This is a genomic window from Candidatus Eremiobacterota bacterium, assembly GCA_031082125.1.
Taxonomy (GTDB): Bacteria; Vulcanimicrobiota; CADAWZ01; order CADAWZ01; family Ess09-12; genus Ess09-12.
On record JAVHLM010000006.1, the window covers coordinates 172419 to 187925 of the forward strand.

At 55.3% G+C, this 15507-nt stretch carries 16 protein-coding genes; 8 read left to right on the forward strand and 8 right to left on the reverse strand.

Annotated elements, in window-relative coordinates:
• Nucleotides 1–2: 2 nt before the first annotated feature.
• Nucleotides 3–857, reverse strand: a complete 855-nt coding sequence (locus RDV48_08940; protein MDQ7822904.1) for a hypothetical protein — start codon at nucleotides 855–857, stop codon at nucleotides 3–5.
• A gap of 86 nt (nucleotides 858–943) precedes the next feature.
• Here RDV48_08940 and RDV48_08945 point away from each other — a divergent pair, with 86 nt between their 5' ends.
• Complete coding sequence (locus RDV48_08945; protein ID MDQ7822905.1) at nucleotides 944–2233, forward strand: HEAT repeat domain-containing protein; 1290 nt, start codon at nucleotides 944–946, stop codon at nucleotides 2231–2233.
• Between the two features lie 8 nt (nucleotides 2234–2241).
• The gene (locus tag RDV48_08950; protein MDQ7822906.1) at nucleotides 2242–2703 is read left to right on the forward strand and encodes a prepilin-type N-terminal cleavage/methylation domain-containing protein; all 462 of its coding nucleotides are present in this window, start codon (nucleotides 2242–2244) and stop codon (nucleotides 2701–2703) included.
• On the opposite strand, the gene RDV48_08955 is transcribed toward RDV48_08950, so the two are convergent.
• The 7 genes from RDV48_08955 to RDV48_08985 all read right to left on the reverse strand — a co-directional run bounded on the left by RDV48_08955 (nucleotide 2700) and on the right by RDV48_08985 (nucleotide 9567).
• Nucleotides 2700–2969, reverse strand: coding sequence for a DUF503 domain-containing protein (locus tag RDV48_08955; protein ID MDQ7822907.1), 270 nt, complete (start codon nucleotides 2967–2969; stop codon nucleotides 2700–2702). The two genes, RDV48_08950 and RDV48_08955, sit on opposite strands and share 4 nt — an antisense overlap.
• 33 nt (nucleotides 2970–3002) lie before the next feature.
• The gene (locus RDV48_08960; protein MDQ7822908.1) at nucleotides 3003–3944 is read right to left on the reverse strand and encodes a MoxR family ATPase; all 942 of its coding nucleotides are present in this window, start codon (nucleotides 3942–3944) and stop codon (nucleotides 3003–3005) included.
• Nucleotides 3941–4954 carry a metallophosphoesterase gene (locus RDV48_08965; GenBank protein MDQ7822909.1) on the reverse strand — a complete coding sequence of 338 codons (1014 nt, stop codon included), beginning with the start codon at nucleotides 4952–4954 and terminating at the stop codon, nucleotides 3941–3943. The genes RDV48_08960 and RDV48_08965 overlap by 4 nt, the downstream gene beginning before the upstream one ends.
• Nucleotides 4955–5039: 85 nt before the next feature.
• Nucleotides 5040–5339: a twin-arginine translocase TatA/TatE family subunit gene (locus tag RDV48_08970; GenBank protein MDQ7822910.1), complete on the reverse strand. Its 300-nt coding sequence runs from the start codon at nucleotides 5337–5339 to the stop codon at nucleotides 5040–5042.
• Between the two features lie 30 nt (nucleotides 5340–5369).
• Nucleotides 5370–5549 carry a twin-arginine translocase TatA/TatE family subunit gene (tatA, locus tag RDV48_08975; GenBank protein MDQ7822911.1) on the reverse strand — a complete coding sequence of 60 codons (180 nt, stop codon included), beginning with the start codon at nucleotides 5547–5549 and terminating at the stop codon, nucleotides 5370–5372.
• A gap of 14 nt (nucleotides 5550–5563) precedes the next feature.
• A complete protein-coding gene (locus tag RDV48_08980) occupies nucleotides 5564–6178 on the reverse strand; it encodes a molybdenum cofactor guanylyltransferase (protein MDQ7822912.1) in 615 nt (204 codons plus the stop codon).
• A 35-nt stretch (nucleotides 6179–6213) separates the two neighbouring features.
• Complete coding sequence (locus RDV48_08985) at nucleotides 6214–9567, reverse strand: diguanylate cyclase (protein MDQ7822913.1); 3354 nt, start codon at nucleotides 9565–9567, stop codon at nucleotides 6214–6216.
• A 376-nt stretch (nucleotides 9568–9943) separates the two neighbouring features.
• Here RDV48_08985 and RDV48_08990 point away from each other — a divergent pair, with 376 nt between their 5' ends.
• The 6 genes from RDV48_08990 to RDV48_09015 all read left to right on the forward strand — a co-directional run.
• Complete coding sequence (locus RDV48_08990; protein ID MDQ7822914.1) at nucleotides 9944–10933, forward strand: MoxR family ATPase; 990 nt, start codon at nucleotides 9944–9946, stop codon at nucleotides 10931–10933.
• Complete coding sequence (locus RDV48_08995; GenBank protein MDQ7822915.1) at nucleotides 10933–11811, forward strand: DUF58 domain-containing protein; 879 nt, start codon at nucleotides 10933–10935, stop codon at nucleotides 11809–11811. Before RDV48_08990 ends, RDV48_08995 begins: the two co-directional genes overlap by 1 nt.
• A gap of 7 nt (nucleotides 11812–11818) precedes the next feature.
• Nucleotides 11819–12898: a hypothetical protein gene (locus RDV48_09000; GenBank protein MDQ7822916.1), complete on the forward strand. Its 1080-nt coding sequence runs from the start codon at nucleotides 11819–11821 to the stop codon at nucleotides 12896–12898.
• Between the two features lie 33 nt (nucleotides 12899–12931).
• Nucleotides 12932–13924, forward strand: a complete 993-nt coding sequence (locus RDV48_09005) for a VWA domain-containing protein (protein MDQ7822917.1) — start codon at nucleotides 12932–12934, stop codon at nucleotides 13922–13924.
• Between the two features lie 12 nt (nucleotides 13925–13936).
• Nucleotides 13937–14959 (forward strand): VWA domain-containing protein, encoded by a 1023-nt coding sequence (locus RDV48_09010; GenBank protein ID MDQ7822918.1) that lies wholly within the window; start codon nucleotides 13937–13939, stop codon nucleotides 14957–14959.
• Nucleotides 14934–15507 (forward strand): tetratricopeptide repeat protein (locus RDV48_09015; GenBank protein MDQ7822919.1); only part of this gene is annotated, 574 nt, incomplete at its 3' end. The genes RDV48_09010 and RDV48_09015, both read left to right, overlap by 26 nt.

Here is a 15507-nt window from a genome sequence, read left to right on the forward strand (position 1 = left end):
TATTATTCTTCCTTCTTCGGTGGCTCTTCCTTCTTTGAGGGTTTCTTTTTTTCTTTTTTTTCGGTCCTGTCATACTCATGGAGGAGCATGGGGCGGTACCCGAGACTGTAGAAAGCCTTTCCCTGCTTGAAATAGACAGCGTATTCCGGCTTCGAGAAGAGGACCTTTTCCTTGAGATCCCTCACGGTGTTCTTGGCATTCTTGCCCTCGAGAGAGACGCTCCCGTAGCCTGAGAGGCCTGCCTCGGAAGCCAGGGGCGCCAGGTCAATCTTGGAGCCCCACTTGTGGATGCGGACACCGGGGCCTTTCGGCTCCTCAGGGACTTTTTTGACAAAGAGCACTATCTTCTCGGGGGCATACTCCACGGCAGAGGGAAGGGAAAAGAACTGGATCTTCCTGTAGCTCTGGATAAGCCCTTCGGGGATGGTCTTCTGCTTCATGGCGTACTCAAGGCCGGCAATATTAATCCTCCTTATGTCTCCGTTCCCCAGATTCAGTATAATCTTCGTCGTGGGCATATCCTTGAGGGGGCAGTCCTCGTACGATTCGCTCCAGTCATCGAGGCCCTTGCTCTTGAAAAAGGAGATAAGCTCCTCACACTCCTTGGTTTCGAGGGAGCCCTTCATGAGCACATTCCGGCCTTCACGCTCATTGTAAAAGGAATAGAGGACCTCGCCACTCCTGTAGAGGCAGAACCGGGGCACCTTGGCAAGATCATAGAGGGGCGGCCTCATTCCCCCTTCGGTATCGACATAGAGGTAGACCTGGTCCAGGGGAGGATCATAGGCACCAAAAGCCTTGAGGGGAAAGAGAAAAATCCCGCACAGCACAAGAATGACTGCAAGCGCTCTTATCATACTCTCAACTCCTTTTCGGTGTTCATAAGAATTCTGTCACCGTGCCGTAGAAAGGGGTTCGGCACGCGGAGACAGAACTCTTCCCCATGAAGATTTCTGTCTCTGGGAAGCCCGGCCTCGCCGTCATCGTGCTTGCAGCAGTCTTTTTCCTTCTCCCCGCCTCAGCCCGGGCCGATACCCTGTACTGGGTGCTCCTTTCAGGTGACCTCTTTCCATTTATTCCCCTGTGGTGCTTTCTCCTCCTCTTGTGGTCCCTCTTTCTTCTTTTCAGTGCCGCGGGGAGGGGAGAGAGGCTCCTGGGGGCCTCAGGCCTCCTGTGCCTTGTCCTCATGGTCCCCATGGCGCTCACGGTACATTTTCTCGCATGGGCACCCTGCCTAGCTCTTGCCGGGGGAGCCTTTCTCATTCACTTTCTCATGCTCTCGGCAAAGAAGGGCACAAGCCCTGCCTGGGCTCACTCCCTCAGGCGTGACAGGATCTTTCTCGCTATCGCTGCAGCAGGTGCCATCGTGCTCACCGTCATGTATCACCAGCCTCCCGTACTTGTTTACAGGCTCCGCTTCTCCTCGACATTCATGGTCTCCGAATGGCTCACAAAAGGAGGCGAAGGAAGCGCCAGAGCCCTTCTCATGGCTCTGGAAGACCGCAGGTACAGGGAAAAGGACAAGCTTATCCCCCTCCTGGTAAGGCGCCAGGAAAAAAGGGCCGTTCCCGCCCTTGTGGCCCTCCTCTCGGGAGATCATGATCTCTCCCTGCGGTGCCAGGCCGCCAGGGCTCTCGGGGCACTCCATGCAGAAGAGGCACTGCCTGCAATGGTGGCGCTTCTCTTCAGCGAAACAGACAGCAGCCTGCGAGGCGCCATCACAGAATCGCTCTCTGCCATCGACAGGGAAAAAGCCACCGCTCTCGTCAGGGAGTATCAGGCATCCCATCAAAACACCGGCTGTTCCGCAGATATTGCGCTGCTGTCACTTGACCCCTCGTCAGAGCTCGCAAATGCAGGCACCGCCGCAGCCAGGGAGAGAGACCCTGAGAAACTCCTGGCGCTCTATGAGGCTCTCATGGTAAGCCGGAAAAGCCCGCCGCAGGCTCTGAGGGAAAGACTCTTCCGCGGGAGGGAGAGCTCCGTGAGGGAGAAAGCCGCCATTCTTGCAGCCCGCCATCAGGACCGCGAAGCTCTTCCCTCTCTGATTGCCCTCCTTGGCGATAATGACCCTTCGGTAAGGAGCGCCGCCAACTGGGCCCTCATCAACCTCACCGGGGAAAATTTCGGGTTTTGCTTCGACGATCAGGAAAAAGAGCGGAATGCCGCCGTGAAAAGGTGGCAGTCCTGGGCGCGGGGAAAAAATTTACAAAAAAAGGGGGATCTGCTATAATTACGATAATGGATATATTTTCATATCACAGGTATCCCTCAGGGAAAGGCCCCGGTGGAGCCCGGCGAGGGTTCTCCCTCATTGAGATCATGCTGGTCATGGCCATTATAGGGCTCCTGATAAGCATCATCCTTCCCCAGATCATGAAGGCGAAATACACGACCCACTTCAACGCCTGCCAGCAGAATCAGCGCAACCTCGCCGCGGCCCTGGAGGTATACTGGGTTGACAACAAGAGCAAATACCCCGATGACAGCCTCGAACCCATATATGCCGGCAACTACACCAAGAAGCACCATTGTCCCGCCAACCCCGGCATCCCCGACTACGGCTATACTTCAGACAACAGCGAGAAGGCTTATACGCTTTGGTGCCTGGGAAGGCACCTGAGCGGCGCGGGGCTTATTCCGCAGGGATATCCCCAGTACACCAATTCAAGAGGAATGATACCGCTGCCCCCGGGGAATTAAAGGGTACAATACTCGGTAATGCACCCGATTATCTCGACACTGCCGTCGCTTTCCACATAGCCGGCGATTTTTGACAGCACGCTTTCGGCATTCTTTTTTTCGCCCGTCACAAAGGCGATGCCCAGGGTGGCGCGCTGCCACTTCTCCAGGTCATCGACCTCGGCGATGGAGGCTCCGAAGCGGTTTCTCACCCGATCCTTGAGGCTTTTCACGACGGCGCGCTTCTTTTTCAATGAGTCGGGCTCCTCGAGCAGATGGAGCTCCATGCGACAGATACCTGCAACCATAGGTTTCTTCCTTTACACGGGCACGGTTACCTCGCCGAGCACCTCCTGAATCACTCTCTGGCCCTCGCCGTTCCGGGAAAAATCATACCTGCCCTTTATGCGGTGGGAGAGCGTCACTGATGCCATGGCCTTCACGTCATCGGGGATCACGTAGTCCCGCCCCTTGAGGGCTCCATGGGCCTGAGAGGCCCTGAAGAGCGAAAGGGAGCCCCGGGGGCTTGCCCCCAGGGAGAGTGTGGAGCTGTCTCTGGTCTTCTGCACGATCTTTACAATATATTCACGGAGCGTAGCCTCAACATGGACAGCCTTGACAATCTGCTGCATCGCCATGAGCTCCTCCAGGGTCACGACGGCTTTGATGCCCTCGATGGGATGGACAAGCTGCTGCCCCACCAGCATCTCGTTCTCTGCATCAAAAGAGGGGTAACCGAGGGAAAGGCGCATGAAGAAGCGGTCAAGCTGCGCCTCGGGGAGGGGAAAGGTGCCGTCTGTCTCAATGGGGTTCTGCGTGGCAATTACCATGAATGGCCGCGGAAGAGCCATGGTGACGGTATCAATACTGACCTGGCGCTCTTCCATGCATTCCAGGAGGGCTGACTGCGTCTTGGGCGTGGCCCTGTTGATCTCGTCCACGAGCACGATATGATGATGGATTGGACCGGAGCGGAAGAGAAAGTCACCGGTTTTCTGGTTGAAGACATTGACGCCCAGAATATCGGAAGGAAGGAGGTCGGGGGTGCACTGGATCCTCGCATAGGAACAGCCCAGGGACCGCGCAACCGCCTTGGCGAGCATGGTCTTTCCCACGCCGGGTACATCCTCGATGAGAAGATGCCCCTCGGAGAAAAGGGCGCACAATACGAGCTCGATGACCTGGTGTTTCCCGATGATTACTTTCTCTACGCTTGAAACAACTTTTCTGCCCGTCTCAGCAACTGTCGCAGGGGTCATCATCCACCATCGGGATAATAGATTTCAATGAACGGCTCGCTCTTGGGCATACCATGGAGATCGATGTTGACCACCTTTCCCTCATAAGCAATCACGGGCTCAAGCTTATGCATGGGGGTGTGGCCTACGACAAAACCCTTGATGCCCATGAGCTTCATCATCTCCTCAAGCTCCTCATTGGTAAAGGGTTTGGTGCGCATCCCCGTGTAGTAATCGAAGCCCCATACTTTCCTGCCCCAGAGGAAGGCTTCCTTTGCCTTGAACTTCACCGCGCTGGAGAGCTCATCCACCTTGTCCACAGGCATCCAGAACTCCTTCTTATCGGGTATGGAGTGGGAGTATAGCCTGCCGTTTATCACAAATCCCAGCCTGAGCGTATGGCGGAGAAACTCCCCCATTTCGCCTTCCATGGCCTTTCTCCAGGCGTCAACGCCGCCGAAGCTGCTGATGGTCCCCTCGCCGCCCTGGACATACCAGTTCAGAAAACGGAGTATGATCTCGGCAGACTCATAGCTCAGGTTCTTCTCTTTCATGTATTTCTTTACTATCACGCAGTATTGCTGAGGGTTCTCCATGATAAACTGGAGATCCTCGTCGGTGATGAACTCGAAGACGCCAAGGGCCTCCAGCATCATCTCGTCATGGTTTCCCAGCACGAGATGAACAAAGGAGCGGAAAGAGGGAAATCGCTCGCGGAGCTCCTGCACGTGACGGGAGAGCTTCTTGATCGTCTGGAGGATTCTCCAGGGGCCCCGGGGCCACTCCTCCTGCTCGCCTTCCATTGCCTCGCCGCGCCAGTCAACATAATCCCCGATGAGGACGAGATCAACCGTATCGCTCTCAGGATTCCACACCGTCGTTCCCGGGATGACGAGCTGCTGCTCCTCAAGGATCCTCAGGAGCCGGAAATAGTCTCCATGAAGATCGCCGATTGCCACTACCTTTCTCATCTTCTTCGGGGTATCTGTGTCCTGGGAGGCTGTCACTGCCGTATCCTGTGCTCCGTCTTCCATAAAGCGCCTTGTTTCTCCCTTTTCAGAATAAAACCATCTCGCCTCATCGCATCATGAAATTCCCTAAATCTCTTGATACTCCTTCTCAGGAAGGCAGATGCTCCTGCTCAGCCTTGGTGTTCCCCCCGTCGCCGGTGGCTTGCTCCGGCAAAGACCCGTCAGGCGGGGTGCTCTCCCCCTCAACGGGCGGGGGGGAAACCTCTCCCAGCGGCAAGGCATGCTCTTCCTCACCCTGAAGAAAGGAGTGGCTCCCCTCGGCGAATTTCTTGAACTCTGCGATTCCTTTTCCCAGGGACCTTCCTATCTCCGGGAGCTTCCTGGGTCCGAAAATCAGAAGAGCAAGCACAAAGAGCACGACTAATTCCGGCAATCCGATACCCATCATTACCGCCATTTCCCGCCAGATGCCGGGACGTTACTTTTTTCCCTCAGAGGGCTTCTCTTCAGGAGTTTTTTCCTTTTCCGAAAGCCCTTTTTTGAACTCCGATACCGAGAGGCCCAGGGCTCTTGCAAGGTCCGGTATCTTTTTCGCGCCAAAAATAAGAAGTATCACCAGCAGAATCACCAGAAGCTCCTGAATTCCAAATGGCCCCATAAAACCCCCTGTGGTCAGTTATTACGTCCGAGTGCGGCCAGTGAGCCCCCATGAAGCCCCCTGGCGATCAGGCATGCCTTTTCATAGTCTTCAGGCGTGTTGATGTTGAAAAATGACAGGTCCTCCCTGTCCATAAGCCTCAGTTCCTCTCCCAGAGGGAGCACCTTGACCCTCTCGAAAAAGCTTACCACGCGGAGATCACGGCCTTCCAGGCAGCTTTTCATGGCCTCAAGGCATGAGGGTCGGTAGATGGCATGGAGAGGCTCATAATATCCCTTCACCAGCGGGATCACCACGTCATTCCCGTGAGCTCTTGCCATAAGAGCCTCCACGATGTCCTTGCTGATGAAGGGCATATCGCATGCGCACACAAAGGATGGCACCGCTGCAGCTCTGAGGCCTGAATATATCCCCCCAAGCGGACCATGATCGGGATAATGGTCCTTCACGAGCTGAAAAGGAAGATGCAGGTAAGGTTTTTCATCACTCACCACCAGCAGAAACCATGAAAAAAGAGCGGAAAGCCTTGAATGAATACGCTCTATCAGTGTGGTCCTGTCAACAGCGAGAAGGCCTTTCTCGGCGATAAGGCGCGAGCCTTTTCCTCCTGCAAGAATCACGCACGCCATGCCCATCAGACTCTTTCCTTTATCTCAAGAGAATGCTATCTGCCGGTCTCAATGCTGTTGCCGCCGCTTTTCATGGCACGGTCCATCGCCTGCCTGGAGTTCATGACAATCTCCCTGAAACTCTTCACCGAGTGAGGATAGCATGACACTCCTATGCTCATGGTGACAGGGTAAGGGATATCGGCAAAGGGGGCTTCTTTCAGTTTCTCCTGCATCCTGCCGGCAAGGCTCTGGCCGCCGGGAAGGGGTGTCGTGGGGAGGAAAAAAGCAAAGCCGTTCTCTTCTATTCTTGCCGCCACGACCTGACCTTCCTCTGCAAAGGCTCTTATCCTGTCGCTGAAGTCCTTTATCAGCTTTCTTGCCACGGGCCCGCTCTCTTTTTTCACCTTGTCAAAACCGTCTATGCCGAAATAGAGCATGGTGCATTCCCTGGGATTTTCCTTCAGTTTCTGGGCCTCGGAAATCAGGGTCTGCTCAAAAGCCTGGCGCTGAAAAAAGCCCGTAAGGGGATCAATGGTGGCACCGGCAGCCTGCTCTGCAGGCTTTGCCGCCTGAGAATGCGCCTGAGGCTGATGCGGCCTGAGGGGCGCCTCCTTGTTCCGCTCGGGCACCGGAGCTCTCTGCAAGGGAGGAGCGGGAACCTCAGAGGCCGGCGGCTCACGGTGGTCAAGCTCCTTCATCTCCTGGGAAAAATTGAGGGGCCCTGAAGCTTCTGCCTTCTGTCCCGCCTTCGCTGACAGGTGACCAGCCGCAGGGGGGGGTGACGGGGAAGCACCCCCGCTGATGCCCGAGCGCCACCCGGTCCTCTGGGGAACTGCGGGCCCTGCCTGGGGTCCCCCTGGAGGGGGGGCCTGCTCCATTCCCTGCGCTATTGAGGGAGAACCGTTGTCTGAGGCGTTGGCCTTCAGGGGAGAGCGTTTCCCGAAAGGTGAAAGGGCCTTTGCCGACCCTGCGGCTGCATCCGGTTTCGGCTGGATGGGAAGAGGCTCCCTTGTTCGTCCCGGCTCTGCAGGACTCGACAGAAGGCCTGACTTCACAGGTCTCTGCGGGGGAGGGGCTTCCTGGGAGGGCTTTGTCGGCGCCACCCATGGCTTTCTGTGCGGGATACCGGGTTGTTCAGCTCCTGGTGACAGGGTCTGCGGGGAGGAGAGACTGTCGAGCGCATCCCGGGCAGGCCTGGGGAAAGGCTTTTCATGCTCATCGTCGCCGTCTGCGGGGAATCCCTCGGGAAGAAGATTTTCTTCAAGGTTGACTTCAATGGCAAACTCCTGGGGCTTCCTGGGAGCCTCAAAAGGCGCCTCCTCGGGCTCGGCGAGAGGGGAGCGCCATGAGGGAGGGCTGGCGGCGGGCTCTTCCTGGGGAAGCTCCGAGGGGGTCTCTTCATCACCTTCTGATTTGAGGCTCTTACGGGCCTGCCGCCGCCGCTCAACGGCGGCAAGGACCTGATCCCTCGTCATTCTTGTGGTTTCCATGGTCCTGAGCTTTTTCTCGGCGACCTGCACCTGGTTGCCGCCCTCGCTCTTCGCCTTTTCCAGCGCATCAGTGACAAGCTCCACCAGTTTTTCCGCGTATATGGCGGTGGAGGGGAAGGTGCCTGCCCCGACGCTCGCTTTGGAAGGGGGAATATGGCGGGCTATTTTCACCGAGCCTATCTCTTCCTTCAATTTTTCCGCAAGCTCCACCGCCTGCTCCAGAGAAGCATCGGGGCATATGATGCCGAAGCGTGCTTCAAAGAGCCTGCAGAGTATGGATCCAGTGCCTGACAGGGCGGTATTGATGGCTATTGATGCCATTTTCTGGAGCTTTTCCCCATGATCCTCACCGAAGGTCTCGATTATTTCCTTGAACCCGTCAACCTCCACGATGATGAGGGAGCAGGTCTTGCCCTTGTTTCTCGCGTCATCAACAATCTCGGGGAGCTTCTCATTGAAATAGGCCTCGTTATGAAGGCCTGTCACCGTGTCGGTGATGGCCTGCTTTTTGGAAAGAAGCTCGTTGAGAAGGTCGGCCGTTTCGCCGGCCACTTTCGTGACAAGGGGGAGGTTCTGCTCGAAAATCTTCTTGAACTTGAGCTTGTCCTTGGTCTCCTCACAGCCGAAATAGGCAAGGCCCAGCAGTCTGTTCTGCGCCACAAAGGGCACTCCAATGCGCATCTCAAGCTCTGCGAGGATATCTCCCGAATCCGGGAAGGACCTGATAAAGTTCACCTCGCGCCGCTCCAGCTTGAAAATGAAGGGTTTCCCCTCCCTCTCCCTTATCCACTCCCTCAGGTCCACCTTGGAGAGCTCAAGGCTGTCAATATTCCTGTCAATGCCAAAAGAGGCGCTGTTTACGGGGACAAGCCGCTTTTCTTCCGGATCGGGCATAAAGACGACACCCTTGGGCATCTGCGTGACCTGGAGAAGCTTTTTCAGGGCCATCTGGCAGACGCTCTCGGGACTGTTGCGCTCCTCCTGCTGAGGAGCCCCCATTCCCTCGTCCATGCTGGCCTGGACCGCGGCGCGCTTCTTCGGGCGCCGTCCGAAGAGTATTGCAAGAAGGATAATCAGCACCAGAGCCCCCGCCCCTCCATACTTGCCATAGGTAAAGAAAACTTTCATCTCCTCATTTTTGATGGTGTCAAGCTCCTTGTCGGCGCTTTTCTCTATGTCTGCCCTTCCTCCGGACTGCTGCTTGACGGCAAGAAACTGTTCCTTGGCGCTCTTGTAATCTTTCTTTGCCATGTACACCATGCCGATCTGGAGGCCTATGAGGGGATCGTCCTTTTCAATATCCCTTGCCTGCTTGAGGACCTCGAGGGCCTTGTCGAAGCTCCCGGTCCCCCGATAGTTCTGGCCCATGAGCAGGTAGGTGTCCTTGCGCTTTTTCTCGTCATCCTTGGCAAACTTCAGCTTGAGGGCTTTTTCGCATTCCTTGAGGGACTCCTCCCTGAGCTTTCTGGCGCTCGCGTCGCCGGGATTCTTTTTCTCCACATCCTCGGCTTTCTTGAAATAAATCTCTGCGAGCTTCTTGTGCACCTCTGCAAGGTAACGGGCTACTTCGGGATTTTTCTGGGGGAGCTGGAGAAAGCCTTTGTACTGTGCTATGGCTTTGTCATAGACAAGCCATTCCTTGTAGATGTCGCCCAGCAGCAGGTAAGGGATCGGAAAGCTCGGGGCTGCCTGCTGGGCCTTTTCAAAGCACTCGATTGCACGGGGTGTTTCATTGGCCTTGAGAAGCTCGCTCCCTTTCATCGTCAATGCCTGGGCTGTCCCGATATCCTCTGCCCTGGCGGCTGTCGATACGGCTGCGACAAAAAAAAGAGCCACAGAGAAGAGCAGGATCCCGCTCTTCCCCAGAGCCTTGCACCTTGTGAATATCACCGCCAGGTGATGCCAGGTATCAGCCATACCCACCGCGCCCTTTGCAGAGGTAGTTTGATGGTATCCCTATTATACCTTAAAATTATTGGCAGATCAATTGAAAGCCTTCATACATGCCTTCCCTGAGCTTTCTTCGACATGAAGTGAAAAGCTCCTCGTGAGCGGGAGGGGAAAGGACCCTCCCATGAATATACTACACGGCAGGGGGGGAAAAGTAAACAGCGGGGCCGGGAGGGGATCTCCTACAAATGTAGTATAAAAGAGTAATTATATACTCTGTGAGGATTTTTTTCAAGGGTTGTCGAATTGTTTTTTTTTCTCTATAATGGTTTTTGTAGAAAGGAAATGCGGGGGCACTCCCCCGGAGCCGTACGAGCCAGGTCATGTGAGGAAGGAGCAGAGCATGGAAGGTGACATCAAGGAAATCAGCCGGATTGTTGAAAAGGAGAGCCTCTTCGTCAGGCAGATAGAGGAAGAGATCGGGAAGGTCATCGTGGGGCAGAAAGACATCATCGAGCGCCTTGTCATCGGCCTTGTCGCCAATGGCCACGTACTCATCGAGGGCGTACCTGGTCTTGCCAAGACCCTCACCATTAAAACCCTCTCCGAGATTGTACAGAGCAAATTCCAGAGAATCCAGTTTACCCCCGACCTGCTGCCGGCCGATCTCATCGGCACCATCATTTACAATCCCCAGGGCCATGAATTCACCACCAAGAAGGGCCCCCTCTTTGCCAACCTCATCCTGGCCGACGAGATCAACAGGGCCCCCGCCAAAGTGCAGAGCGCCCTCCTTGAGGCCATGCAGGAGCACCAGGTCACCATCGGCGAGAACACCTATCTCCTCGATGACCCTTTCATGGTGATGGCCACTCAGAATCCCATCGAACAGGAAGGAACATACCCCCTCCCCGAGGCGCAGGTGGACCGTTTCATGCTGAAGCTCCGGATCACCTACCCGAAGCGGGAAGAGGAGCAGCGGATCCTGGAGCGCATGACGACAGGCCAGACCTTTACCGTCAACAGGGTCATCACCCCTTCCGACATCGTGAGGGTCCGTTCCATAATCCCGAAAATCTACATGGATGACAAGGTAAAGAATTACATTCTGGACATCGTATTTGCCACAAGGTTCCCCGAGAAATTCAAACTTGAGAGCCTCAAGCCCCTCATCGCCTATGGCGGCTCGCCAAGAGCCACGATTTACCTGGCCCTCGCGGCGAAAGCCCATGCCTTCATAAGGGGAAGGGGCTACGTAACTCCCGACGACATCAAGGCCATCGGCATGGATGTGCTGCGGCACCGCGTCATCATCACGTACGAGGCGGAAGCCGAGGAGATGAACTCCGAGAATATCATACAGAAAATATTTGACGGTATTGAGGTCCCCTGATGAAAGACACGGAAATCTTCCGAAAAATCAAGCGCATAGAGATAAGGACCAGCAGGCTTGTCGAGGAATACTTCTCAGGCCAGTATGAGAGCGTCTTCAAAGGCACCGGCATGGAGTTCTCCGAGGTCCGCGAGTATCTACCCGGAGACGATATACGCGCCATTGACTGGAACGTGACCGCCCGCTTCGGGAAGCCCTTCATCAAGAAGTTTACCGAGGAACGGGAGCTCACCATCATGCTGCTTGTCGACATGTCGGGGTCGGAGAGCTTCGGGAGCCTGGAAAAGACCAAGGCCGAGATCGCCTGCGAGATAGCGGCAGTCATTGCCTTCTCAGCGATAAAGAACCAGGACAAGGTGGGCCTTATCATCTTCACTGACGGGCCCGAAAGGTACCTCCCCCCCAAAAAAGGCCGGCGCTACGTGCTCCGCATCATAAGGGAAATACTCATGTACGAACCCCGTGAGCGCGGCACCGATATTGAGAAGACCCTCAGGTTTCTCAATGACGTGACGAAGAGAAAGGCCGTGGTCTTTCTGATCTCTGATTTCCTGGATGATCACTATAAAAGGATACTGCAGATCACCAACAAGAGGCATGACTGTATCGCCATAAACCTCCGGGACCCAAGGGAGCAGGAGCTGCCTCCCGTGGGACTGGTGGAATTTGAAGACAGCGAGACCGGCGAAGCCCTCATTGTGGACACAAATGACAAGGCCTTCCGTGAGGAATATGAAAGGCTCGTGAGGCAGGAGTGTGAGAGCCGCACAAAGCTCTTCAAGCAGATAGGCGTTGACTGCGTGAATATCTGGTCCCACCAGTCATACGTGAATCCCCTCTATACCTTCTTCAAGATGCGTGCGAGAAGAAAGCGGTGAGGAGCTTATGAAATCACTATCAGCAGCCCTTCTCATCCTTGCAGCCCTCCTTGCCCCGCCTGCGGTATGGGCGCAGACACCCCTCTCCTCGCAGGCGGTGTCTCCTGCTTCACCGGCGCCATCGCCCCAGGCTTCTCTTTCGCCAGCCTTGATGCCGTCAATTTCACCCTCTCCTGAGGCGCCCTCAGAGGACCAGGTGACGGCAAAGCTCTCAGTGGACAGGAACGTGATAAAAATCGGGGACCTCATCAACCTGAACCTTGAGGTGACGACACCGCCGGAATACACCGTAGAAGAGCCCGGCCCGGAGCAGTTCCTGGGGGACTTCGAGATCCGCAATACCAAGAAGCCCGTCAAAAACGACCATGAAGGGAAGATCGTCACCATCTACCAGTTCGAGATAGCCACCTTCTCCACGGGGAAAAAAATCCTCGGCCCCATTCCGGTCCGCTATTCCCTCTCGCCGCAGGACCGCACCGGGAGGGAAGTCCTCTCAAACAAGCTGGAAATCACCATCGAGAGCGTCCTCCCCAAGGATCAGAAAAACCTGGACATCAAGGATATAAAGCCCCCCATCCAGGTGGATTATCCGCGGTGGTATTACCTTCTGGGAGCCCTCCTCACCATTATCGCCCTTTTGGCCATCTACCTCATCGTAAGAGCCATAAGGAGGAGAAAAGAAAGCCTCGCCGCCGAGAGATACCGCTCACCGGAAGAGATTGCCGAAGAGAAGCTCAGGACCCTCAGGGAATCGGCCCTCCTCAGGGAAGGCCGGATCAAGGAATATTACAGCGCCCTCTCTGAGATACTCAGGGAATACATAGAAAACCGCTACGACGTCGCGGCCCTGGACAGGACCACCTCCGAGCTTTACCGGGAGCTCAAGGAGACCCGCCTCACCGCCACATCGCTCAATGACATAAGGACCCTTCTCTCACAGTGCGACATGGTGAAATTCGCAAAGTATATCCCCGAGGAGCCCCGTTTCGGCGAGGATTTCCAGGTAACGGAAAAGATCCTGTCAGCCATCAGGCCTCCTGAGGTGGCAGAGAAAGGAGGGCCAGAGCATGAGCCCCGGAATAAATAATGCCATGGCCAGCCTGAAGGGAAGGTGGCACCGATGCACATAGCCAATCCCTTATACCTGATCCTTCTTATCGTTCCGCTCTTCCTCCTTCTCTTTCTCCTCAAATGGGGAAGCAAGAGGAGCGCCCGCGTAAGGTTTTCCATGGTCAAGACGGCAAGGAAGAGCGCCTCTCCCCTCGCGGCAAAGCTCAGGCATATCCCCATGGTGCTGAGAGTGGTGACCCTCACCCTCCTGATCCTCGCCCTCACAAGGGTGCAGTTCGGCCAGAAGAGCGAGGAGAGAACCTCCCTGGGCACCGACATCATCATCTGCCTTGACACGTCGCCCAGCATGAAAGCCCTTGACTTCAAGCCCAAGAACAGGATCACCGTGGCCAAGGAAGTGGTGCAGGACTTCATCAGGGGCCGGAGGGATGACAGGCTCGGCATGGTGGTCTTTGCCGGCGCGAGCGTCACCGTGTGCCCCCTCACCACCGACTACGGATCACTGCTCCAGTTTCTCAACGAAGTGGACGAAGGGATCACCAAGACTGACGGGACGGCTATTGGAGACGCCCTGGCCACATCGGTGAACAGGCTCAAGAACAGCACCGCCAAGAGCAAGATAATCATCCTTGTCACCGACGGGAGGAGCAACGTGGGCATGCTTGACCCTCTCTCGGCGGCAAAACTGGCCAAGTCCATGGGCATCAAGATATATGCCATCGGCGTGGGGAAAAAAGGCCCCGCTCCATTTCCCGTAGAAGACAGGATATTCGGCACCCGTTACGTGATGCTCCAGGAGGACCTTGACGAGGAGACCCTCACCAAAATCGCCACCATTACCGGAGGAACCTTTGAAAGAGCCACTGACGAGGCCTCCCTTTCAAGGATCTTCAAGACCATTGACAGTATGGAAAAAACCGTCACCAGGACCAGAGTCAACATTGACTACAGGGAGCTTTACCAATACCTTCTCTGGCCGGCCCTGGCCCTGCTCCTTGTCGAGATCATCACAAGCCAGGGCATCCTGAGAAAAATACCATAAAGGGGGGAGACTATGCGCTGGGCCATTCCTGAATCACTCACCATGCTCCTCCTTGTCCCCCTGCTCATTATCTTCTACGTGATGATGTTTGACAGGAAAAGAAAGGCAAAGGAGCGCTTCGCAAAATCATTCTCACGGCTTGCCCCTCTGCTCAGCCTCAGGAAACAGAAGGTAAAGGCCCTTCTGGTGGTGCTTGCCGTCATATTCCTGGTCCTTGCCCTCGCAGGCCCCCAGTGGGGCGAGAGGGAAAAAACCATCCAGAGCAAGGGGGTTGACGTCTTCATCGCCATTGACTGCTCGCAGAGCATGCTCGCTGAAGACTACAAGCCCTCGAGGCTCGCCTTTGCAAAGACCCTTCTCAAGAAGATGGCTGACAACCTCCAGGGGAACAGGATCGGGGTGATTGCTTTCTCCGGTGCCGCATATATTGAGTGCCCCCTCACCATCGATATCAGCGCGGTGAAAATGTACATTGACGACCTCGATCCCTCGTCAATCCCCATCCAGGGCACTTCGCTTGCCGATGCCATCGATCTTGCCGTGAAAAGCTATCCCCGCGGGGCGAAAGGCTCCAAGGCCCTCATCATTCTCTCCGACGGCGAGAGCCTCGAGGGTGACGCCCTTAACGCCGCAAAGCTTGCCGCCAGGGAACATGTGCGGATCTATACCATCGGTGTGGGCACCCCTGAAGGCACCGAGATCCCCTTGAAAAACGCCGAGAACGCGAAAATCGCTCCCAAAACTGATGTCAAGGGAAAGATTGTGATCTCAAAGCTCGACGAGAAATCACTCAAGGAGCTGGCCCAGTCCACCGGCGGCATGTACCTGAGGGCTTCCTATGACGAGAGAAGCATGATGGCCATTGCGAACACCATACTCGGTATGGAAAAAAAGGAATTCGGCACCTTACTCCAAAAACAATATATTGAGCGTTTCCAGTATCCTCTTTTCATGGCTCTCGTGCTTCTTGTCATCGAGGCCCTTATTTCTGAGACAAAAGGAGGGAAACGTGCACAAATCACCGAGGCACAGTAAGCTCCTTATGCTCTCCCTGCTCGTGATCCTTGAGGTGCTGCTCTTGTCGGCGCCTCTGCGGGCATCGGTCTATTCCTCGATCCGCTCGGGCAACAAGGACTTTGAAAAAGGGAAATACCAGGAGGCGCAAAAGAAGTACGAGAAGGCCATGAGCCTCAAGCCTCAGTGGGACATCCCCCTTTTCAATATCGCCAATGCCCTCTTCAAGCAGAACAAGTACAAGGAGGCGGTCCAGGACTTCGAAAAAACAGCAGGCATCAAGGATACGGCCCTTGGCGCCAAGTCATACTATAATATGGGAAACAGCTATTACCGCATGGAGAACCTGGAGAAAGCCATCGAGAGCTACAAGGAGGCCCTGAGGAGAAATCCCGACGACCAGGATGCAAAATACAACCTGGAGCTTGCCCTGCGCAAAGACCAGCAAAAGAACAAGAATAAGAATAAGAACAAGGACAAGGACAAGAACAAGGATAAGAACAAGGACAAGGACAAGAACAAGGACAAGGACAAGAACAAGGACAAGGACAAGAACAAGGACAAGGACA